Genomic DNA, 22,736 nt, shown 5'->3' on the forward strand with positions numbered 1-22,736 from the left:
TCTCTCGTCGCCTTTACGCCTGTCACCGGTCAACTAACTATGCTCCATGCGCATCTGGGGGATAGGTGCGTGGCGGCTCTTGTGATAACATCCGGCGGTTTCCAAGGCAGCCCGATGTGGTTGCCTTTACTGCGCAGATCCATGGCATAACTCGTTGATTTGTCGTAAGTCGGTGCTGGCACTCAGCCTGCAGCGGCGAGCTTCGTTCGTCCCATATGGATGTGACGAAGTTTCACCAGAAAAAGGAATCAGGCTTCTCATGGGCGAACTGGCCAAAGAAATCCTCCCGGTCAATATCGAAGACGAGCTGAAACAGTCCTACCTCGACTACGCAATGAGCGTAATTGTCGGGCGGGCACTGCCTGATGCGCGCGATGGCTTGAAGCCCGTGCATCGGCGTGTGCTGTTCGCGATGAGCGAGCTGGGTAACGACTTCAACAAGCCGTACAAGAAATCTGCCCGTGTTGTCGGTGACGTGATCGGTAAGTATCACCCGCACGGTGATACCGCGGTGTACGACACCATCGTTCGTATGGCGCAGCCATTCTCGCTGCGTTACCTGCTGGTAGACGGTCAGGGCAACTTCGGTTCGGTCGACGGCGACAACGCCGCTGCGATGCGATACACCGAAGTGCGCATGACCAAGCTGGCACACGAGCTGCTGGCTGACCTGCATAAAGAAACCGTGGACTGGGTGCCGAACTACGACGGCACCGAAATGATCCCGGCGGTCATGCCGACCCGCATTCCCAACCTGCTGGTCAACGGCTCCAGCGGTATCGCCGTGGGCATGGCGACCAACATTCCGCCGCACAACCTCGGTGAAGTCATCGACGGTTGCCTGGCACTCATCGACAACCCTGAGTTGACCGTCGATGAGCTGATGCAATATATCCCCGGTCCGGACTTCCCGACCGCTGCGATCATCAACGGTCGCGCCGGCATCATCGAAGCCTACCGTACCGGTCGCGGCCGTATTTACATGCGTGCCCGCTCGATCATCGAAGACATCGACAAGGTCGGTGGCCGTCAGCAGATCGTCATCACCGAACTGCCTTACCAGTTGAACAAGGCGCGTCTGATCGAGAAGATCGCCGAGCTGGTCAAAGAGAAGAAGCTGGAAGGCATCACCGAGCTGCGAGACGAGTCCGACAAAGACGGTATGCGCGTGGTGATCGAGCTGCGTCGCGGTGAAGTGCCTGAGGTGATCCTCAACAACCTCTACGCCCAGACCCAGTTGCAAGCGGTGTTCGGTATCAACATCGTTGCGTTGATCGACGGCCGTCCGCGGATCCTGAACCTCAAGGACCTGCTGGAAGCCTTCGTGCGTCACCGCCGCGAAGTGGTAACCCGCCGTACCGTGTTCGAGCTGCGTAAAGCCCGCGAGCGTGGTCACATCCTTGAAGGTCAGGCAGTTGCGCTGTCGAACATCGACCCGGTCATCGCGCTGATCAAAGCCTCGCCAACGCCGTCGGAAGCCAAGGAAGCGCTGATCAGCACACCTTGGGAATCCACCGCGGTGGTGGCGATGGTCGAGCGTGCCGGTGCAGATTCCTGCCGTCCGGAAAACCTCGATCCGCAATACGGTCTGCGCGACGGCAAGTACTTCCTGTCGCCAGAGCAGGCGCAAGCCATTCTGGAGCTGCGTCTGCACCGTCTGACCGGCCTGGAACACGAAAAACTGCTGGCCGAGTATCAAGAGATCCTCAACCAGATCGGCGAGCTGATCCGCATCCTCAACAGCGCCACGCGCCTGATGGAAGTGATCCGCGAAGAGCTGGAAGTGATTCGTGCCGAGTACGGCGATGTGCGTCGCACCGAAATTCTCGATGCGCGTCTGGACCTGACCCTGGGTGACATGATCCCGGAAGAAGAGCGCGTCGTGACTATTTCCCACGGTGGCTACGCCAAGACCCAGCCATTGGCTGCGTACCAGGCCCAGCGTCGTGGCGGTAAAGGCAAATCGGCGACCGGCGTCAAGGATGAGGACTACATCGCTCACCTGCTGGTCGCCAACAGCCACACCACGCTGTTGCTGTTCTCCAGCAAGGGCAAGGTTTACTGGCTGAAAACCTACGAAATTCCTGAAGCGTCCCGCGCCGCCCGTGGTCGTCCGCTGGTCAACCTGTTGCCGCTGGACGATGGTGAATACATCACCACCATGCTGCCGGTCGAGGAATACACCGAAGGTCACTACATCTTCATGGCTACCGCCAACGGCACCGTGAAGAAGACCCCGCTGGAATCCTTCAGCCGTCAGCGCAGTGTTGGCTTGATCGCGCTGGAGCTGGACGAAGGCGATGTATTGATCTCCGCTGCCATCACCGATGGCGAGCGTGAAGTCATGCTGTTCTCCGATGGCGGCAAGGTTACCCGCTTCAAAGAGTCCGACGTTCGCGCCATGGGCCGTACCGCTCGCGGTGTCCGTGGCATGCGTCTGCCGGAAGGTCAGAAGCTGATTTCCATGCTGATCCCGGAAGAAGGCAGCCAGATCCTCACCGCTTCGGCGCGTGGTTTCGGCAAGCGTACCGCCATCACCGAGTTCCCTGAGTACAAGCGTGGCGGTCAGGGCGTTATCGCCATGGTCAGCAACGAGCGTAACGGCCGTTTGGTCGGTGCAGTCCAGGTGCTCGACGGCGAGGAAATCATGCTGATTTCCGACCAGGGCACCCTGGTGCGTACTCGTGTTGATGAAGTATCCAGTCTGGGTCGTAACACCCAGGGCGTGACCCTGATCAAGCTGGCCAACGATGAAACGCTGGTCGGTCTGGAGCGGGTTCAGGAGCCATCGGAAGTCGAAGGCGAAGAGCTGGAAGGCGAAGAGGGTGCCGAGCTTGAAGGCGTCGTGCTAGAGGCCGGCATCGAGCCGGACGATACTGTCGAAAGTCAGCAGGCTGAATCCGCTGACGAAGAAGAGCCGCAAGACTAACCAAATCGTAGCAGGGCAGAGTGTTTGCTCTGTCCGCTACCGTGAATGCATAGCGAGAGTGGATGTGAGCAAACGAGCCTATAACTTCTGCGCAGGTCCTGCTGCGCTGCCTGAAGCTGTCCTGTTGCGTGCCCAGTCGGAGTTGCTCGACTGGCATGGCAAGGGTCTCTCGGTCATGGAAATGAGCCATCGCAGCGATGAGTTCGTGTCCATTGCGACCAAGGCCGAGCAGGATCTGCGTGATCTGCTGAATATCCCCTCGAACTATAAAGTACTGTTTCTGCAAGGCGGCGCCAGCCAGCAATTTGCTCAGATTCCTCTGAACCTGTTGCCGGAAAATGGCAAGGCCGACTATATCGATACCGGTATCTGGTCGCAGAAAGCCATTGAAGAAGCGCAGCGCTACGGCCACGTCAATGTTGCCGCTACCGCCAAGCCTTACGACTATTTCGCAATTCCCGGCCAGAACGAATGGAAGCTGTCGCAAGACGCGGCCTACGTGCACTACGCGCCGAACGAAACCATCGGTGGTCTGGAATTCCAGTGGATCCCGGAAACCGGTGATGTTCCGCTGGTCGCCGACATGTCGTCGGACATTCTTTCGCGCCCTGTGGATATCTCGCGTTTCGGCATGATCTACGCCGGCGCCCAGAAAAACATCGGCCCAAGCGGTATCGTCGTCAATATCGTGCGTGAAGACCTGCTGGGGCGTGCCCGTTCGTTCTGCCCGACCATGCTCGACTACAAGATCGCGGCCGACAATGGCTCGATGTACAACACCCCGCCGACCCTGGCCTGGTACTTGTCCGGTCTTGTGTTCGAATGGCTGAAAGAGCAGGGTGGTGTTGAGGCCATTGGCAAGCTCAATGAAGTCAAGCAGCGCACGCTGTACAACTTCATCGATGCTAGCGGCTTGTACAGCAACCCGATCAACAAGGCTGACCGCTCGTGGATGAACGTGCCGTTCCGTCTGGCTGACGATCGCCTCGACAAGCCGTTCCTGGTCGGTGCCGAGGCGCGCGGCCTGCTGAACCTCAAGGGTCACCGTTCGGTAGGCGGCATGCGTGCCTCTATCTACAACGCCGTCGACATCAACGCAGTCAATGCGCTGGTGGCGTACATGGCAGAGTTCGAGAAGGAACACGGCTAATGTCTGAGCAAGAACTCAAGGCACTGCGCCTGCGCATTGATGCTCTGGACGAAAAGATCCTCGAGCTGATCAGTGAGCGTGCGCGCTGCGCCCAGGAAGTCGCGCGAGTAAAGATGGCCACGCTGGCCGAAGGCGAAGTGCCGGTGTTCTATCGTCCTGAGCGTGAAGCTCAGGTGCTCAAGCGCGTAATGGAGCGCAACCAAGGGCCGCTGGGTAACGAAGAGATGGCGCGGTTGTTCCGTGAAATCATGTCCTCGTGCCTGGCGCTCGAGCAGCCGCTGAAAGTGGCCTACCTCGGCCCTGAGGGCACCTTCACTCAAGCGGCGGCCATGAAGCACTTTGGCCATGCGGTGATCAGCAAGCCAATGGCGGCGATCGACGAAGTGTTCCGTGAAGTGGCTGCCGGTGCGGTGAACTTTGGCGTGGTGCCTGTGGAAAACTCCACCGAGGGCGCGGTCAACCACACCCTCGACAGCTTCCTCGAGCACGACATGGTTATCTGTGGCGAAGTCGAGCTGCGCATTCACCACCACTTGCTGGTGGGTGAAAACACCAAGACCGACAGCATCAGCCGCATTTATTCCCATGCCCAATCTCTGGCGCAGTGCCGTAAATGGCTGGACGCTCACTACCCGAACGTCGAGCGCGTGGCGGTATCGAGCAATGCCGAAGCGGCCAAGCGGGTCAAGGGTGAGTGGAACTCGGCAGCGATTGCCGGCGACATGGCGGCAGGCTTGTACGGGTTGACCCGTCTGGCCGAAAAAATCGAGGATCGCCCGGACAACTCCACGCGATTCCTGATGATCGGCAGCCAGGAAGTGCCACCGACCGGCGACGACAAAACGTCGATCATCGTCTCGATGAGCAACAAGCCCGGCGCGCTTCACGAGTTGCTGGTGCCGTTCCATGACAATGGCATCGACCTGACGCGAATCGAAACCCGTCCATCGCGCAGCGGCAAGTGGACCTACGTGTTCTTCATCGATTTCGTCGGCCACCACCGCGACCCGCTGATAAAAGCTGTGCTGGAGAAAATCAGTCAGGAAGCGGTAGCACTTAAAGTGTTGGGTTCCTACCCGAAAGCAGTTCTCTAAAGGCATTGATAATGAGTGGCGACTTCCTCGCTCTGGCACAGCCGGGCGTGCAACAACTTTCGCCTTACGTTCCGGGAAAGCCCGTGGACGAACTGGCTCGCGAGCTGGACATCGATCCGGCAAAAATCGTCAAGCTGGCGAGCAACGAAAACCCGCTGGGTGCCAGCCCCAAGGCGCTGGCGGCGATTCGCGAAGAGCTGGCCGAGCTGACCCGTTATCCGGACGGCAACGGTTTTGCGCTGAAAACCCTGCTGGCTGAGCAGTGCCGGGTCGAACTCAATCAGGTGACGTTGGGCAACGGCTCCAACGACATCCTTGAGCTGGTCGCGCGTGCCTATCTGGCGCCAGGTCTGAATGCGGTGTTCAGTGAGCATGCGTTTGCGGTCTATCCGATCGTCACTCAGGCTGTGGGTGCCGAGGCGCGAGTGATTCCAGCCAAAGACTGGGGTCATGACCTGCCGGCCATGCTCGAAGCCATCGACAGCAATACCCGTGTGGTGTTCATCGCCAATCCGAACAACCCGACCGGGACCTGGTTCGGTGCCGAGGCGCTGGATGAGTTCCTGCAGGACGTGCCTGCGCACGTGCTGGTAGTGCTGGATGAGGCGTACATCGAGTACGCCGAAGGCTGCGATCTGCCGGATGGCCTGGATTTCCTTGCGGCGTACCCGAACCTGCTGGTTTCCCGGACCTTCTCCAAGGCCTACGGTCTGGCCGCGTTGCGCGTGGGTTATGGCTTGTCGACCGCGGTGGTCGCCGATGTGTTGAACCGTGTGCGTCAGCCATTCAACGTCAACAGCCTGGCCCTGGCTGCGGCCTGTGCGGCGTTGCAGGACGATGAATACCTGGCTGAAAGCCGTCGCCTGAACGAGTCCGGCATGCAGCAGCTCGAAGCGGGTTTCCGTGAGTTGGGGCTGAGCTGGATTCCTTCTAAAGGCAACTTCATCTGCGTGGATCTGGGGCGTGTTGCGGCGCCGGTTTTCCAGGGCTTGCTGCATGAAGGCGTGATCGTGCGTCCGGTGGCCAATTACGGTATGCCGAATCACTTGCGCATCACCATCGGTCTGCCGGCTGAAAACAGTCGCTTCCTCGAGGCGCTGGCCAAGGTTCTGGCCCGTGGTTGATGTCATCGCCGTGCAACCTGCTGTGCCTATGATCGGTCGCCTGGTGGTGGTCGGTCTGGGGCTGATCGGAGGTTCGTTCGCCAAGGGGCTGCGGGAAAGCGGGTTGTGCCGCGAAGTGGTCGGCGTTGATCTAGATCCGCAATCGCGAAAGCTGGCGGTCGAGCTGGGGGTGGTGGATCGTTGCGAAGACGACCTCGCTGTCGCGTGCCGCGGTGCGGACGTGATTCAGTTGGCGGTGCCGATCCTTGCAATGGAAAAACTGCTGGCGTTGTTGGCCGGCATGGACCTGGGTGCGGCGATTCTGACCGATGTCGGCAGTGCCAAAGGCAATGTGGTCCGTGCAGCGACCGAAGCCTTTGGTGGCATGCCGGCGCGCTTCGTTCCAGGGCATCCGATTGCCGGTTCCGAGCAGAGCGGGGTCGAGGCTTCCAATGCTCAGCTGTTCCGTCGACACAAAGTGATTCTGACGCCGCTTGAACAAACCGATCCGGCTGCCTTGGCAGTTGTCGATCGGCTTTGGCGCGAGTTGGGTGCCTCTGTCGAGCACATGCAGGTCGAGCGTCACGACGAAGTGTTGGCGGCAACCAGCCATTTGCCGCACTTGCTGGCGTTCGGATTGGTCGATTCATTGGCCAAACGCAGTGAAAATCTGGAAATCTTCCGTTACGCTGCGGGCGGTTTCCGCGATTTCACGAGAATCGCCGGCAGTGACCCGGTCATGTGGCACGACATCTTCCTCGCCAATCGCGAAGCTGTCCTGCGCACACTCGATACATTTCGCAGCGATCTCGACGCCTTGCGCGACGCGGTCGATGCAGGGGACGGGCACCAACTGTTGGGCGTCTTTACGCGCGCCCGGGTTGCCCGCGAGCATTTCAGTAAAATCCTGGCCCGTCGGGCCTATGTGGACGCTATGAACTCCAACGATCTGATTTTCCTGGCAAATCCTGGTGGCCGCCTGAGTGGGCGGATTCGTGTACCAGGCGACAAATCGATTTCCCACCGTTCGATCATGCTCGGCTCCCTCGCGGAAGGCGTTACCGAAGTCGAAGGTTTCCTTGAGGGTGAAGACGCCCTGGCGACCTTGCAGGCCTTCCGTGACATGGGCGTCGTGATCGAAGGTCCGCACCATGGTCGCGTGACCATTCACGGTGTCGGCCTGCATGGCTTGAAACCGGCTCCTGGCCCGATTTATCTGGGCAACTCGGGTACGTCGATGCGCCTGCTGTCCGGCTTGCTGGCCGCGCAGGACTTCGACAGTACCTTGACGGGCGATGCGTCGCTGTCCAAGCGTCCGATGAATCGTGTGGCCAGCCCGCTGCGCGAAATGGGTGCGGTGATCGAGACGGCTGCCGAAGGTCGTCCGCCGATGACCATTCGTGGCGGCAACAAGCTCAAGGGCCTGACTTACACCATGCCGATGGCCAGCGCCCAGGTTAAATCCTGCCTGTTGTTGGCGGGGATGTACGCCGAAGGCAAGACTACCGTCACTGAACCTGCGCCAACCCGCGACCATACCGAGCGTATGCTGCGTGGCTTCGGCTACCCGGTTACTGTCAACGGCGCCACCGCTTCGGTTGAATCCGGCCACAAGTTGACCGCGACGCACATTGAAGTGCCGGGCGATATCTCCTCGTCGGCATTCTTCCTGGTGGCGGCGTCGATTGCCGAAGGTTCGGAGCTGGTGCTCGAGCACGTGGGTATCAACCCGACCCGTACCGGTGTGATCGACATCCTGCGTCTGATGGGCGCTGATATCACTCTGGAAAACCAGCGTGAAGTCGGTGGCGAGCCAGTGGCTGATTTGCGCGTGCGGGCAGCTAAGCTTAAGGGTATCGAAATTCCTGAGGCGCTGGTTCCGCTGGCCATTGACGAGTTCCCGGTACTGTTCGTGGCTGCGGCCTGTGCAGAAGGTCGGACCATTCTGCGTGGTGCGGAAGAGTTGCGGGTCAAGGAATCGGATCGTATCCAGGTGATGGCGGATGGTTTGCTGGCGCTGGGCGTCAAGTGCGAGCCAACCCCGGACGGCATCATCATCGACGGCAGCCAGATTGGCGGCGGCGAAGTGCATGGCCACGGCGATCACCGGATTGCCATGGCGTTCAGCGTTGCGTCATTGCGCGCCAATGCGCCGATCCGCATCCATGACTGCGCCAACGTTGCGACCTCGTTCCCGAACTTCCTCGCCTTGTGCGCGCAAGTCGGTATTCGTGTTGCTCAAGAGGCTCAGTCGTGACCAGCCATGCTCCGGTAATCACCATCGATGGGCCGAGTGGCTCGGGCAAGGGCACTATCGCCGGGATCCTCGCCAAGCGCCTGGGTTGGTGCTTGCTGGATTCCGGTGCGTTGTACCGTTTGCTGGCATTTGCTGCGCGCAATCATGGTGTCGACCTGACCAATGAAGAGTCGCTGAAGCTGTTGGCCGCTCACCTCGATGTGCAGTTCGTCGGAGCGACCGAAGGTCATCCGCAGCGCATCATCCTTGAAGGTGATGATGTCACTGATGATTTGCGCAATGAACAAGTCGGTGCCTGGGCCTCGCAAGTGGCGGCACTGCCTGCGGTACGTGACGCTTTGCTGCAGCGCCAGCGGGCGTTTCAGGAGGCGCCGGGGTTGGTGGCCGATGGTCGCGACATGGGTACCGTTGTATTTCCCGATGCGCCGCTGAAGATTTTTCTGACCGCCAGCGCCGAGGAACGGGCGCGCCGTCGTTATTTGCAGTTGAAGGGCAAAGTCGAGGGTGTTAGTCTGTCGAGTCTGCTAGATGAGATCCGTGTGCGCGATGAGCGCGACACCCAGCGAGCGGTAGCCCCGCTCAAGCCGGCGGTCGATGCCATACAGCTGGATTCCACGGAGTTGTCCATCGAGCAGGTGCTGGAACGCATCATGAGCGAGATCGCCATTCGCGATATCGCCGGGTGACCAAGAAACACGGCAGGGGACCAGTCATAGTCCTGCGGCGTTTCTTTTATATAAACGTAACCCACATTGTCTGGGATGTGGCAGATGGGCGTATTCTTCGCCCTTATCAACAGGAATTAAAATGAGCGAAAGCTTTGCGGAACTCTTTGAAGAAAGCCTAAAAACCCTGAACCTTCAGGCAGGCTCCATCATCACCGGTGTTATCGTTGATATCGATTACCAAGCTCGCTGGGTAACCGTTCACGCTGGCCTGAAGTCTGAAGCACTCATCCCGCTTGAGCAGTTCTACAACGACGCTGGCGAACTGAATATCAACGTCGGTGACGAAGTTCACGTTGCGCTGGATTCGGTTGAAGACGGCTTTGGTGAAACCAAGCTGTCCCGTGAAAAAGCCAAGCGCGCTGAATGCTGGATCGTTCTGGAAGCAGCCTTCGCAGCCGAAGAAGTGGTCAAGGGCGTTATCAACGGTAAGGTTAAAGGCGGCTTCACTGTCGACGTTAACGGCATCCGTGCGTTCCTGCCAGGTTCTCTGGTTGACGTCCGTCCAGTGCGCGACACCACGCACCTGGAAGGCAAAGAGCTGGAATTCAAGGTCATCAAACTCGACCAGAAACGCAACAACGTTGTCGTTTCCCGTCGTAGCGTCCTCGAAGCCGAGAACTCCGCTGAGCGTGAAGCTCTGCTGGAATCCCTGCAGGAAGGTCAACAAGTCAAAGGTATCGTCAAAAACCTCACCGATTACGGCGCATTCGTCGATCTGGGTGGCGTCGATGGCCTGCTGCACATTACCGACATGGCTTGGAAGCGTATCAAGCATCCTTCCGAAATCGTCAACGTTGGCGACGAGATCGATGTCAAGGTTCTGAAGTACGATCGCGAGCGCAATCGTGTTTCCCTGGGCCTCAAGCAACTGGGCGAAGATCCATGGGTTGCTATCAAAGCCCGTTACCCAGAAAGCACTCGCGTAACCGCTCGTGTAACCAACCTGACCGACTACGGCTGCTTCGCTGAGCTGGAAGAAGGCGTTGAAGGTCTGGTACACGTTTCCGAAATGGACTGGACCAACAAGAACATCCACCCTTCGAAAGTCGTACAAGTCGGCGACGAAGTGGAAGTTATGGTTCTGGACATCGACGAAGAGCGTCGTCGTATCTCCCTGGGCATCAAGCAGTGCAAATCTAACCCATGGGAAGATTTCTCTGGCCAGTTCAACAAGGGCGATAAAATCTCCGGCACCATCAAGTCGATCACCGATTTCGGTATCTTCATTGGTCTGGACGGCGGCATCGACGGTCTGGTTCACCTGTCCGACATCTCCTGGAACGAAGTGGGCGAAGAAGCCGTACGTCGCTTCAAGAAGGGCGACGAGCTGGACACTGTTATCCTGTCGGTTGACCCAGAGCGCGAGCGTATCTCCCTGGGTATCAAGCAACTGGAAAGCGATCCGTTCTCCGAGTACGTTCAAGAGAACGACAAAGGCGCAATCGTTAAAGGCATCGTGAAAGAAGTTGACGCTAAAGGCGCCATCATCACTTTGGCTACCGATATCGAAGCTACTCTGAAAGCCTCCGAAATCAGCCGTGACCGCATCGAAGATGCGCGCAACGTTCTGAAAGAAGGCGAAGAAGTTGAAGCCAAGATCATCAGCGTTGACCGCAAGAGCCGTGTAATCCAGCTCTCGATCAAGTCGAAAGACGTTGAAGACGAGAAAGAAGCCATCCAGAGCCTGCGCGACAAGCCAGCTGCTTCGGATGCTCCAGTTGACACCACTCTTGGTGCTCTGCTGCGTGCACAGATGGAAAAACAGAACTAAGTTCTGTCAGGCCATAGAAAAAGGGCGACTTCGGTCGCCCTTTTTTGTGCCTGAAATTTGAGGTTGTCGGGCGCAGGGGGGGAAACCATGCGGGCGTAAGGTGGTCTGTTGTTCAGGCGTGTCAATTGTCTATTCGGAGCTAGGCTTTAGCTTGAGCCAGGTATTGATTGGGTGCGATGCCTGGCATAAGGAGGGGAATGAACAAGCTCATTGTCACATTGGCAGCGCTGGTCTTGGTGGGGTGTGCAACAAACGCCAAAACTCATGTGGTGCGTGGCGTCAGTGGTATCGAGATCGATTGTTCGGGGCTCGGTTCAGGTTGGGAGAAGTGTTACAAGCGTGCTGCAAGAGAGTGTGGGGTGCAGGGGTACAAGGTCATCGGCAAGTCCAGTGATGCTAAAGAAGAGGGGGAGGACTATCCATTTGGATGGAACCCGGCTGGATACCTAACTCGCGTCATGTTGGTCATTTGCAGGTGATGGTTTGGAGCGTTTCTGTGGTGGAGGGGTGGAGTACAGGCTCTCCGGGAGGCGAGCTTCGCGGTGTCTGTCAGGGAATGCAGATAAGCCAATATATAGGCTGTTCAAAACCCTTCGAGCATGCTAAAACCTTTGAAGCGCTGATCTAGCTGCTTGAAAAAGAAGGGAAAAATATGACGAAGTCGGAGTTGATCGAACGAATTGTCACCCATCAAGGGCTACTCTCATCCAAGGATGTGGAGTTGGCCATCAAGACCATGCTTGAGCAAATGTCCCAGTGCCTGGCTACTGGTGATCGAATCGAAATCCGTGGCTTTGGCAGCTTTTCTTTGCACTATCGCGCGCCGCGCGTCGGTCGTAATCCAAAGACCGGTCAGTCCGTTAGCCTCGACGGCAAGTTCGTTCCTCATTTCAAGCCGGGCAAAGAGCTCCGGGATCGGGTGAATGAGGATGAGGAGGAGGGGCTTTGACAGTCGTCATTTTTGGAGTGATTCATGCGTAATCTCAAGCGCGTACTGTTAGTTGTGTTCGTCCTGTTAATTGTTCTGGCGATACTGACGTTTGTTCTTGAGAATCAGCAATCGGTTTCCCTGTTGTTCATGGGGGTGGTGGGGCCGCAGCTGCCTGTATCGCTGTTGATGGTTATTGCGCTGCTGATTGGCATGGTAATCGGCCCGATTCTGGGCTGGTTTCTGGGGCGTACGTCCAGAGCTTCGCGCAAGCGTCTTGTCTGATTGCAGCAAACACAAGGCGCGCGTTGAATTTGCGGCACAGCTTGTCTATATCCATTAGTAAAAGCTTCATTAAGCTGTAAAATGTTCCGCTTGTCCGAATGGTGGCACATTCCCCGTTCGGTTCAGACTGACTCTGTCAGAAGCCTCCGCTAAACCGACGGCTTCTGTATTCATGGATTAGACAGCGCTCGGTAGGCAGCCCTGTCAGCAGCTCAAGGGTATGGTTTCGCGTGAAAATTTTAGTAACAGGCGGTGCCGGATTTATCGGCTCGGCAGTCATTCGTCACATCATATCCAATACTACAGACTCCGTAGTAAACGTGGACAAGCTGACCTACGCTGGCAACCTTGAGTCGTTGGCTGAAGTGGACCAGAGCTCACGCTATGTGTTCGAGCGCATCGACATCTGTGACCGTGGTCAGGTCGACCGCGTTCTTCATGATCATCAGCCCGATGTCATCATGCACCTGGCTGCAGAGTCTCATGTGGACCGCTCCATTTTTGGCCCATCTGAATTTATCCAGACCAATATCGTCGGTACTTATACCCTGTTGGAGGCAGCACGCTATTACTGGGCTGCCTTGGATGATGTGCGCAAAACCAAATTCCGCTTCCACCATATATCGACTGACGAGGTCTATGGAGACCTTGAAGGTCCAGAAGATCTCTTCACCGAAACCACGCCTTACCAGCCAAGCTCGCCGTACTCGGCCAGCAAGGCCAGCTCGGATCATCTGGTCCGCGCTTGGGGTCGTACTTACGGCCTACCAACTGTGGTCACTAACTGCTCTAACAACTACGGCCCGTACCACTTCCCCGAGAAGCTGATCCCACTGATAATTCTCAACGCACTGGAAGGAAAGCCTTTGCCGGTTTACGGTAAAGGTGATCAGGTTCGTGATTGGCTTTACGTTGAAGACCATGCCCGTGCCCTGTACAAGGTCGTGACTGAAGGTGTCATCGGTGAGACTTACAACATTGGCGGTCACAACGAAAAGAAAAATATCGAAGTCGTGCATACCCTCTGTACTTTGCTTGATGAAATGTGCCCGGATTCACCGCATCGCCCTCATGCCAGCTTGATTACCCATGTTCAAGATCGTCCAGGTCACGATCAGCGCTACGCGATTGATGCCAGTAAAATTCAGCGCGAATTGGGTTGGCTTCCTGAGGAAACCTTTGATACCGGGATACGGAAGACTGTCAAGTGGTACCTCGAAAATACAGAATGGATTGGTCACGTGAAAAGTGGTAGCTATCAACAGTGGATTGATAAGAACTACAGTTCCATGTCGGTAAAAGGTTGAAGCTAATCACGTAATAGAGTCCTCTCCTGAAAATTGTTGGTTAGAGCGGAACCTGGGGACAATGTGTGTCGTCCAATTCAAGTAAACCAGGGGCTTGTTCAAAAAAGGAGAGGCTCTCTTGGCGGTTGTTGATGAGTCAAGCCATTTTGGCTCTCTTTCAAGAGGCTTAATTTACAACTCATCGTGATCAGCTAGTCTTTGCAAGGTTCGTTTCAGGTGCGTGAAAGGTCTATGTTGATTGCAAACAAGAAAACTCATGCATCTTGTGAAAGCCTATCAGTTGTTATGCGGAGATAGTGCAATCATTTTTAATGATTTGAGAGGGTTAATGCTTATGCAGAATAATTCAACTACCTCCCCAAGTGCCGCCGAGGTCGACTTGAGGGTGTTGATATCTGCCCTTTGGCATCAGCGAGTTGTCATCGTAGCAAGCGTGGTCGTGGTAACAATATTTGCAGCAGCCTATGCATTTTTAAGCACGCCTATATATGAAGCCAAAGCCATTGTTATACCTCCTACTCAAAATGATATAGCGAACTTTAATTACGGTCGAACATCCGATAATGAGTTGACCCCTTTTACAGTTAAGGATGTTTACAGTATTTTTTTGCGAAATTTGCAGGCTGAATCACTTCGGCACGACTTTTTCAGTGATGTTTATCTGCCGGCTTTGCCAGAAGCAGAACGAAAAAAAATGCAGGGGACGCTATATAGTGACTTTTCAAAGAAGCTTACAGTTTCTGTTGTAGGAAAAGACTCGCCAGATCGTTATGCGGTGATAGTAGACAGCGAACAACCTGAGCAAGCAGTGGCGTGGATTAACGAGTACATTAATCGGGCCAGCGAACTGGCAAAAAAAGAAATGATTAAAGATATCTCCGGCGAATCCGGAGTGCTCGCCAGAAATATTTATCAGCAAATTACCTCGGTTCGAGAAGTCGGGCTAAAAGTGCGTGAAGACACAATAACCAGGTTGCGCGAGGCGTTGGTCGTAGCAGAGGCTATTGGCTTGGAAAGCCCACCAATCATCACCGGTAATTCGGCAGAAGAAGTCGCCGGAAGTCTTGAAGGGTTGCCTACTTATATGCGCGGTACCAAGGCCTTAAAGGCCGAAATTTCTAATCTTGAAAATCGAAAGTCGGAAGATCCGTTTATAAATAGGCTGCGAATATTGCAAGCTAAATATAGCTTCTATACAGAACTTGAAGCGAATATTTTGAACGTTGCTGTGTTTCGAATGGATGGTGTAGTTGAACTTCCTGATAGTCCTGTGAAGCCGCAGAAGGCACTTATGTTATTGTTGGGGTTGGCGTTGGGCCTGGCATTGGGCGTAGTCATTGCGCTGATTCGTATTTTTTTGGCAAATCAAAGGAAAGAATCTCAAGGCGTACAGTGTCAGTAATGTGGTTTGCGCCAAATCCAAACCTGAAGTGACTAACTCCAGTGAGTCGAGGTTTTTTCAGTGAAGTGTTCTGGCTGGGTGGTGTCTGAACTAAAGCGTGAGGATGCAAGGTTGCTTCAGGTGTTCCGGTTATAGAGTGGATGTATTAGGTTTTGCGGGTTGAGGTGCTGGCTCTATTGGTGAGGGCTGTTAAGTCGTTAATGGTATGGCTGTTCACACTGAGCTCCGTACCTCTCCTGCAGTAAAAAGTCGATGGTAGGGGCTGCTCGATTTTAGCGAGGCTAAGCGTAAACATCGATTACAAACAGATGTACAATTGCTTCGGTGCAGCCGTTTGCTGAACTGAGAGTAGTTGAGTAAAAAACTTAGATTTGGGCATAAGGATACAACATGAAGGGCATCATTTTGGCTGGTGGTTCAGGGACCCGGTTATATCCAATTACCAAGGGGGTCTCGAAGCAACTGTTGCCGGTCTACGATAAACCGATGATTTTTTACCCACTTTCAGTGCTGATGCTAGCAGGAATTCGCGAAATTCTGATCATTACCACTGCTGAGGACGTTAGTGGGTTCCAGCGGTTGCTCGGTGACGGTAGCCAAATTGGTGTCACGTTGAATTATGCTATTCAGGAAAAGCCGGATGGCTTGGCGCAAGCATTTCTCATTGGCGAAGAATTTATTGGCAAGGATCGCGTGTGTCTGGTCCTTGGCGATAATATTTTTTATGGTCAGGGCTTCACTCCAATGCTTCGGGCCGCGGTCGATCGTGCTCAGGGAGCTACTGTATTCGGTTATCAGGTCAAGGATCCCGAGCGGTTTGGCGTGGTTCAGTTTGACGAGAACAAGCGCGCAGTTACTATTGAAGAGAAGCCGATCAAACCTAAATCCAACTTCGCGGTGACCGGTCTTTATTTTTACGACAATGATGTCATCGAAATTGCGAAGCAGGTAAAACCTTCCGAGCGCGGTGAGCTGGAGATTACCAGCATTAATCAAGCGTACCTGGAGCGTGGTGACCTGCATGTTGAGCTATTGCGGCGAGGCTTTGCCTGGCTGGATACGGGGACTCACGAAAGCCTTCTGGAGGCTGCTCATTTCGTAGAAACCATTGAAAAGAGACAAGGCTATAAGGTCGCGTGTCTCGAAGAAATAGCATTTAATAATGGGTGGTTAACAGCAGATCAGCTACTGCAAATAGGCACTGAATTGAGTAAAAATAGTTATGGTCAATACTTAATCAGTATCGCTAAAGAGTCTAATGCTACCGCATAGATTGGCGGTTAATAACTTTATATTATAATGCTTATTTTTTTTGGTGAGTAGATGGCCTACTTGACAGACTTTCAGCTTAAAGAAGCTGGTTTCAAAAAGTTGGGTAAAGAAGTAAAGATTAGCGATAAAGCCAGCATTTATAATGCTGATCAAATCGAAATAGGTGATTATTCTCGAATTGATGACTTTTGCGTTATATCCGGACGGGTGACAATTGGTCGGTATAATCACATTACACCAATGTGTTTAGTTGCCGGAGGATCACCAGGTATTATTTTCGACGACTTTTGTACTCTGGCTTATGGAGTGAAGGTTTTTTCGCAATCCGACGATTATAGTGGCGCAACATTGACGAATTCGTTGGTGCCCAAAAAATTTAAAAATGAAAAATTCGCATCAGTGTATTTACAGCGCCATGTAATCGTCGGGGCGGGGTCGATAATATTTCCAGGTGTCAATATCGCCGAAGGATGTTCCATTGGAGCTATGGCACTGGTGACAAAAAGTACTGAGTCATGGGGCATATACACCGGGGTTCCGGCTAAACGGGTTAAAGATAGAAAGAAAGATCTCCTTGAGTTGGAAAAAAAATTTCTGGATGAGCAAAAATCATGATTCCTTTTAACAAGCCCCCTTATACAGGTCATGAAGACCAGTTCGTCACAGCTGCTATGCGTAGCGCCAAAATGTCGGGCGACGGTGATTTCACAATTCGCTGTCAGGCTTGGTTCGAAAGTAAGTTGGCCTGTAAAAAAGCGTTATTAACGCCGTCGTGCACTCAAGCACTGGAAATGGCTGCTTTACTGATCGATATCAAGCCCGGCGATGAAGTGATCATGCCGAGTTACACATTTGTCAGTACCGCAAATGCTTTCGTCCTGAGAGGCGCGAAGATCGTATTTGTCGATATTCGGCCTGATACGATGAATATCGATGAAACGCTTATTGAAGCGGCTATTACAAAAAATACTAAAGCTATTGTACCTGTCCATTATGCAGGCGTTGCATGCGAAATGGATGTGATCATGGATATAGCGACTCGACATAAGCTTTATGTTATTGAGGACGCCGCGCAGGGCATGATGTCCACCTATAAGGGAAAAGCGCTCGGAACGATAGGGCACTTTGGTGCTTATAGCTTTCATGAAACAAAGAATTATACAAGTGGTGGTGAGGGTGGTCTGCTACTGATTAATGATGAATCATTTATAAGCAGGGCTGAGATAATTAGAGAGAAAGGCACTAATAGAAGCCAGTTTTGGCGAGGCATGGTCGATAAGTATACGTGGGTTGATGTAGGCAGTAGTTACCTCCCGTCCGAATTGCAGGCGGCCTATTTGTATGGGCAACTTACGGTTGCAGAAGATATAAACAAAGACCGTCTAGATACCTGGAATGAGTATAATCGCTGTTTCTCTGGTTTGAGTGATAGGTTAGTGCTGCCGTTCGTTCCTCAAGACTGTCAGCACAATGCCCATATGTATTATTTGAAGCTGAATGACCTGGCGTGCCGTACTAAATTCATTGAAGAAATGAAGAAAGAAAATGTCATGACAGTCTTTCATTATGTGCCTTTACATTCCTCTCCTTGCGGTAAGGTTTTTGGTGAGATGGCGACGGCCGACAAATTCACTACCAAGGAAAGTGAGCGATTGGTTCGCTTGCCTATTTGGTATGGCATGCAGGCTCTGGAGCGCCAGCGTGTGATCGAGTCCGTTTCAAGTGTGTTGGAAAGAATGTAAGAGCAAATGAATTTACTCAATGGCGCCATTTTAACCAGCTGTGCCCATCTATCCAGAATAGTGATGGGCTTCATCCTTATTAAAATAATAGCTTACTATCTTGGCGCCGAAGGTATGGGGGCATTGGGGCACTTTATGAGTGTCTCAACAATGGTCTACATGATTGCAGGAGGAGGGGTAATTAATGCAGTCATAAAATACTCTGCGGAATATGCCGGGCAACCTAGACAGTTGCTGAGATTTATTTCCGTGTCTGCGACATACTCAGCGATATTTTGTTTAATCGTTATGTGTTTTGGGGTGGTATTTTCGAAAGAAATTGCAAGTTTGGTCTTCAAAAATTCAGGTATGTATTGGGTCATAATAATACTGGCTGCTGCTCAGGTGCTGTTTGCATTTGTAAATCTGGTGGTGGGTGTCAGTAATGGTTTAATGCAAACTAAAGTCTATTCCAAGATACAGATATTTGGAAGCTTGTGCGCTTTACCTATCATATGGGGATTGATCTCTCAGTATGGAAGTGTTGGGGCGGCGCTGTCGATCATCGTCATGTATGCAATTACTTTTGTCCCGGCGCTTTATTATTTCTGGAAGTCTAACTTCAGGAGTAAAGTGTTTCTGGTGAAATTGAAAAAAATCGAATTTATTCGATTGTCATCCTATACCCTGATGCTAATGACGAGCGCAGTGACATTTCCGGTGGTTGAGATTATTATTCGTCAAATGTTGATTGACTCGGCAGGTTATAGTGCGGCAGGTATATGGCAGGGGGCGGTCAAATTATCCAGTGCTTATCTCGGTTTCTTTTCAATATTCCTCGCTTACTATTTTATGCCGATGGTTTCGCGAATTGAAATTAAACGCGATATAGGCTTTCTGACGCTAAAGTTTGTTATGTTGATGATGGTTGTTTTCTGCGTTGGGGCGGGAGTGCTGTATGTTTGGCGTGCTTTTTTTATCCCTCTTATTCTGTCGTCTAGTTTTAGTTCACTTGATGATGTCATAATCTATCAGTTGATCGGTGACTTGTTTAAAATTCTTTCGTATGTGATAGGGTTTGTTGCAGTAGCAAAGGCGGCGACAAAAATCTACATTACTGCTGAGCTCGTACAGAATGCGTTATTTCTTTTGTTTTCGGTGTTAATGCTAAAAATATACCCAGATACCAAGGGTGTTATGATTGGCTACGCAATCTCGTATGTTGTTTATTTTTTTGTTGTTATTGTGGCCTTCGCTATTTATTTGAAGTCCATTTCTTTGGGCGGGAGGTCCGATGCTGTTCGTTGCTAATGTTTTAGAACTCAATGGTGGTACGACATTCATTTTAAGGCTGGCGCGAGAGTTTAAGAAGCGGAATAAGCGCCTTGGTGTCTTGGTGCTATTTGATATTGTTGATAAAGGCCTAGAGGATAAAATTCGCCAATACGCAGACATTTTTTATCTGAAGAATATTGCGTACGGGATTTCTGGTCCAGCGTTCCGGTCCCAACTTGGAGGCTTTGTCCCTGTTGATTTCTCGAAAGTAAATGAGCTTTTGCAAAAATATAACTTTCATGTTCATGTCATGGGGGTTTTTGGGCTTCTTTTTGTGAAACGCTATTTAAAGAGTATCGAACAGAGTTTTAAACTATCGTTTGGTGTATATCATCAAAATGAGATAATGTTTGATGACGTGGATTATTACTTTGCGATCAAGGCAAAGAAGTTGTTTTCGCTGTTGCCGGCGGAAAGCGTTGTATTTTTTAACGAGAAGAATCGAGAGTCATATGAGCTTTACTTTGAGAGGAGTTATTCGGGATCAACGCTAGTTCCAATAGGCGTGGATATTCCGAGTGAAAACATCGGAGTAATCGGTGATGCTGAATCGGATCGTATAGTGTCAATTGGCAACTTGCATGTCTTTAAATCTTACAATCGACATGTGATTAGTCTTCTGCCTGAGCTAAAAAAAGTACGACCTAATCTTGTTTATGAAATTTATGGAAGTGGGTCTTACGAGCCAGAACTTTTGAAGTTGGTGTCCTCATTGGGTCTAGAGTCCTCTGTCAAGTTCAAGGGGGTTATAGCCTATGAGGAGATTCCCAATGTGCTCAGGGGGGCTCTGGCTTTTGTCGGGAGTGGTACAGCTATTATTGAAGCCTCGGCTTTAGGTGTGCCTTCGGTTATCGGAATCGAATCTACAATCGACCCAATTACATATGGCTTTTTGAGCGATATTGAGGGTTTTTCATACAATGAATTAAGCGTCAATCAAGAATCTTGTTTGATAAAGGACAAACTGCTTTCCATTATTCAGAATGGTGATGTGTGGCAGGCCGCTGCGCTTTCATGTAAAGCGAAAGCCCAAACGTTTTCTATTGTGAATACAGCAAATGGGTTTGTTGAGATAGAAAATAAAAATATCGATCTTGGTCTATTTAAAGCTGAAAATTATCATAACTTCATTGCGGCCGCGTCTTTTGTGAAGTGTGCTATCAAATATAAGTTTGGCTGGGATAGAGAGTTCGTAAATAGAAGGGATCAAGGTACTTTGGCGTGAGTCAGGTGCTGTTTGGGAGGGGTACGCTGTGCTGTCAAGAGAACTGCTGATGTTTAGAGCGTTATGAAAGTTTCTTCGATAAAGTTGCAGGCATTTCTATGGGCGATTCCATTATTTTTTGGAAGTCTTGTAGTTTTTCCTTATTGCGTATTGGGGGACCAGGAGTTCTATCGGAATTTTTATTCCGGGGTTGTAGGGTTGCCCATTGCGGAAGCTTTTCAGTTCTATAAGGATTCCCTTGGGACTAGTGAGCCTGGATATTTTTTCTTTTCCTACACGTTTGCGCCACTTGTCCATAAGGACCTGTTGTTTTCTGTTGTGAATTTTCTGTTTTTCTATCACGTTTTTTTGTGGATGCTTAGAAATGATGTGAGCCGCATATTGTTTCCTGTATTTTATTTTAATTTTTATCTGTTGGTTCTCGCATTCTCTGCGGAAAGATTGAAACTGTCTTTATTTGTTTTTTTGGTGGGGTATGGTTTAACAGGCTTTTTTCGATATTGTTTCTATGCTGTTTCGATTCTTGCTCATGTGCAGACGTTGATGTTGCTTGTTGCTACTGAAACTAGAAGGGTGTTATTTATTTTGCACAGGCTGTCTCTAGGTCGAGTAGGTTATGGTTTCTTGTCTTTATCTTTTTTGATAGTGGGAATGGCTCTGGTTTTGGTGGTGTTGAGAGAGCATATTGCATCGAAAATTGGTTTTTATACTGAAGCATGGGGCGGATGGGGGGCTATTTTAAAGCCTCTCGTATTCATGTTTCTGTCTATTTATTATGCGCGAGCCAGATGGGTTGAGGCTTTACTTGCTTCATTGCCGATGGTATTGGCTGCCTATTTTGTAGGTGCCGAGCGAGTCGTTATTTTTTCTTAMTTTGTTTTCATGTTTTATGGTCTTCAAAGTAAGAGAGGGCTAAATGTTGCGGTTGTACTGACTTCTTTGTATTTTTCTTATAAAGGGGTTGATTTCTTAATTAAAGCAATATCGTTTGGGGATGGTTTCGCAGGCGCGTATTGATCATTGAATTCTAAGGAGGAGCCGCCGGTGGTGCTTAGGAAGCGCTGGAGAGCTGTCTCGGCGATGTGAAAACTGGCTCGTTTCGGCCTATTTTGGTGTGGTAGCGGGTTGTTGTCCAAAAAACCAGAATGGCTATGGTATAATTCCGCATATTTTTTGGGAAGGTTAAGCGTGGAAAATTTCTCTAACAAGGTATTGCTTATCAGTGGTGGCACCGGTTCCTTCGGGAACGCCGTTCTCAAGCGTTTTCTTAGCAGTGATATTGCAGAGATTCGCATTTTCAGCCGTGATGAAAAAAAGCAAGATGACATGCGCAAGCGCTATGCCAACTCTAAGCTTAAGTTCTATATTGGCGATGTGAGAGACTATCAAAGTATTTTAACCGCTACCCGTGGTGTGGACTACATATTTCACGCTGCTGCGCTCAAGCAAGTTCCATCTTGCGAGTTCCATCCGATGGAGGCCGTCAAGACCAACGTGATCGGTACGGACAATGTACTTGAAGCTGCTATACACAATGGTGTGAAGCGTGTGGTCTGCTTAAGTACTGACAAGGCCGTCTATCCAATCAATGCCATGGGTATTTCCAAGGCCATGATGGAAAAAGTCATGGTTGCCAAATCCCGAAACGTCGATGAACGGAAGACCGTAATTTGCGGCACTCGTTATGGAAATGTAATGGCTTCCAGGGGGTCTGTGATCCCTCTGTTCATTGAGCAGATACGTGAAGGAAAGTCACTGTCCATTACTGATCCGAACATGACTCGCTTCATGATGACGCTGGCGGATGCTGTTGATTTGGTTCTGTACGCTTTTGAACATGGCAACAACGGTGATCTTTTTGTTCAGAAGGCACCTGCAGCAACGGTAGAAACCCTTGCCCGCGCGCTGACGTCGATGTTGGGGAAACCGGAGCACCCAATCCAGATCATTGGAACTCGTCATGGCGAGAAACTGTATGAGGCGCTCTTGAGCCGAGAAGAAATGGCCTGCGCAGAAGATATGGGTGATTACTTCCGCGTGCCGCCGGATCTACGTGATTTGAATTATAGTAAATTTGTTGAGCAGGGCGAAGAAAAGATCTCCACGATGGAGGATTATAACTCGCATAACACCGAGCGTCTGGACGTTGAGGGCATGCAGAAGTTGCTGCTAAAACTTGATTTTATGCGTGCGATTCAGCGCGGCGAACACGCAACACCTGAGGAATAA

The 22,736-nt window shown here is 51.7% G+C and carries 19 protein-coding genes; all 19 read left to right on the top strand.

Going from position 1 to position 22,736, the window contains the following annotated elements; genetic code table 11:
• Positions 1-259: 259 nt before the first annotated feature.
• Positions 260-2,929: a DNA gyrase subunit A gene (gene gyrA, locus AC1DIG_RS26900; RefSeq protein ID WP_477769729.1), complete on the top strand. Its 2,670-nt coding sequence runs from the start codon at positions 260-262 to the stop codon at positions 2,927-2,929.
• Positions 2,930-2,993: 64 nt separating this feature from the next.
• Positions 2,994-4,079, top strand: a complete 1,086-nt coding sequence (gene serC / locus AC1DIG_RS26905; protein WP_477769730.1) for a 3-phosphoserine/phosphohydroxythreonine transaminase — start codon at positions 2,994-2,996, stop codon at positions 4,077-4,079.
• The gene (gene pheA / locus AC1DIG_RS26910) at positions 4,079-5,173 is read left to right on the top strand and encodes a prephenate dehydratase (protein WP_019692985.1); all 1,095 of its coding nucleotides are present in this window, start codon (positions 4,079-4,081) and stop codon (positions 5,171-5,173) included. Before serC ends, pheA begins: the two co-directional genes overlap by 1 nt.
• Before the next feature lie 11 nt (positions 5,174-5,184).
• Positions 5,185-6,297: a histidinol-phosphate transaminase gene (hisC, locus tag AC1DIG_RS26915; protein ID WP_477769731.1), complete on the top strand. Its 1,113-nt coding sequence runs from the start codon at positions 5,185-5,187 to the stop codon at positions 6,295-6,297.
• Between the two features lie 28 nt (positions 6,298-6,325).
• Entirely contained in the window at positions 6,326-8,533 is a 2,208-nt protein-coding gene (locus AC1DIG_RS26920) for a bifunctional prephenate dehydrogenase/3-phosphoshikimate 1-carboxyvinyltransferase (protein ID WP_477769754.1), read from the top strand.
• Positions 8,530-9,219 (top strand): (d)CMP kinase, encoded by a 690-nt coding sequence (gene cmk, locus AC1DIG_RS26925; RefSeq protein ID WP_019692982.1) that lies wholly within the window; start codon positions 8,530-8,532, stop codon positions 9,217-9,219. The genes AC1DIG_RS26920 and cmk overlap by 4 nt, the downstream gene beginning before the upstream one ends.
• Before the next feature lie 121 nt (positions 9,220-9,340).
• Positions 9,341-11,032 carry a 30S ribosomal protein S1 gene (gene rpsA, locus AC1DIG_RS26930; protein ID WP_019692981.1) on the top strand — a complete coding sequence of 564 codons (1,692 nt, stop codon included), beginning with the start codon at positions 9,341-9,343 and terminating at the stop codon, positions 11,030-11,032.
• Positions 11,033-11,229: 197 nt separating this feature from the next.
• On the top strand, positions 11,230-11,511 hold the full coding sequence (locus AC1DIG_RS26935; RefSeq protein ID WP_477769732.1) for a hypothetical protein: 282 nt from the start codon (positions 11,230-11,232) through the stop codon (positions 11,509-11,511).
• A gap of 173 nt (positions 11,512-11,684) precedes the next feature.
• The gene (gene ihfB / locus AC1DIG_RS26940; RefSeq protein ID WP_003369729.1) at positions 11,685-11,981 is read left to right on the top strand and encodes an integration host factor subunit beta; all 297 of its coding nucleotides are present in this window, start codon (positions 11,685-11,687) and stop codon (positions 11,979-11,981) included.
• 24 nt (positions 11,982-12,005) lie between these two features.
• Positions 12,006-12,245, top strand: a complete 240-nt coding sequence (locus AC1DIG_RS26945; RefSeq protein ID WP_477769733.1) for a LapA family protein — start codon at positions 12,006-12,008, stop codon at positions 12,243-12,245.
• Positions 12,246-12,475: 230 nt separating this feature from the next.
• Positions 12,476-13,552 carry a dTDP-glucose 4,6-dehydratase gene (rfbB, locus tag AC1DIG_RS26950; protein WP_477769734.1) on the top strand — a complete coding sequence of 359 codons (1,077 nt, stop codon included), beginning with the start codon at positions 12,476-12,478 and terminating at the stop codon, positions 13,550-13,552.
• A 256-nt stretch (positions 13,553-13,808) separates the two neighbouring features.
• The gene (locus tag AC1DIG_RS26955; RefSeq protein ID WP_477769735.1) at positions 13,809-14,954 is read left to right on the top strand and encodes a Wzz/FepE/Etk N-terminal domain-containing protein; all 1,146 of its coding nucleotides are present in this window, start codon (positions 13,809-13,811) and stop codon (positions 14,952-14,954) included.
• A gap of 390 nt (positions 14,955-15,344) precedes the next feature.
• Positions 15,345-16,226, top strand: a complete 882-nt coding sequence (gene rfbA, locus AC1DIG_RS26960) for a glucose-1-phosphate thymidylyltransferase RfbA (RefSeq protein ID WP_477769736.1) — start codon at positions 15,345-15,347, stop codon at positions 16,224-16,226.
• Positions 16,227-16,277: 51 nt separating this feature from the next.
• Positions 16,278-16,841, top strand: a complete 564-nt coding sequence (locus AC1DIG_RS26965) for an acyltransferase (protein WP_477769737.1) — start codon at positions 16,278-16,280, stop codon at positions 16,839-16,841.
• Positions 16,838-17,968 (top strand): dTDP-4-amino-4,6-dideoxygalactose transaminase, encoded by a 1,131-nt coding sequence (gene rffA / locus AC1DIG_RS26970; protein ID WP_477769738.1) that lies wholly within the window; start codon positions 16,838-16,840, stop codon positions 17,966-17,968. The genes AC1DIG_RS26965 and rffA overlap by 4 nt, the downstream gene beginning before the upstream one ends.
• 6 nt (positions 17,969-17,974) lie before the next feature.
• Entirely contained in the window at positions 17,975-19,258 is a 1,284-nt protein-coding gene (locus tag AC1DIG_RS26975) for an O-antigen translocase (RefSeq protein ID WP_477769739.1), read from the top strand.
• Positions 19,242-20,507 (top strand): glycosyltransferase, encoded by a 1,266-nt coding sequence (locus AC1DIG_RS26980; protein WP_477769740.1) that lies wholly within the window; start codon positions 19,242-19,244, stop codon positions 20,505-20,507. Before AC1DIG_RS26975 ends, AC1DIG_RS26980 begins: the two co-directional genes overlap by 17 nt.
• Positions 20,508-20,570: 63 nt before the next feature.
• Positions 20,571-21,524, top strand: coding sequence for a hypothetical protein (locus tag AC1DIG_RS26985; RefSeq protein WP_477769741.1), 954 nt, complete (start codon positions 20,571-20,573; stop codon positions 21,522-21,524).
• A gap of 171 nt (positions 21,525-21,695) precedes the next feature.
• Positions 21,696-22,736 carry a polysaccharide biosynthesis protein gene (locus AC1DIG_RS26990; protein WP_477769742.1) on the top strand — a complete coding sequence of 347 codons (1,041 nt, stop codon included), beginning with the start codon at positions 21,696-21,698 and terminating at the stop codon, positions 22,734-22,736.

The sequence above is a fragment of the Pseudomonas sp. 05N431 genome (genome assembly GCF_056397005.1).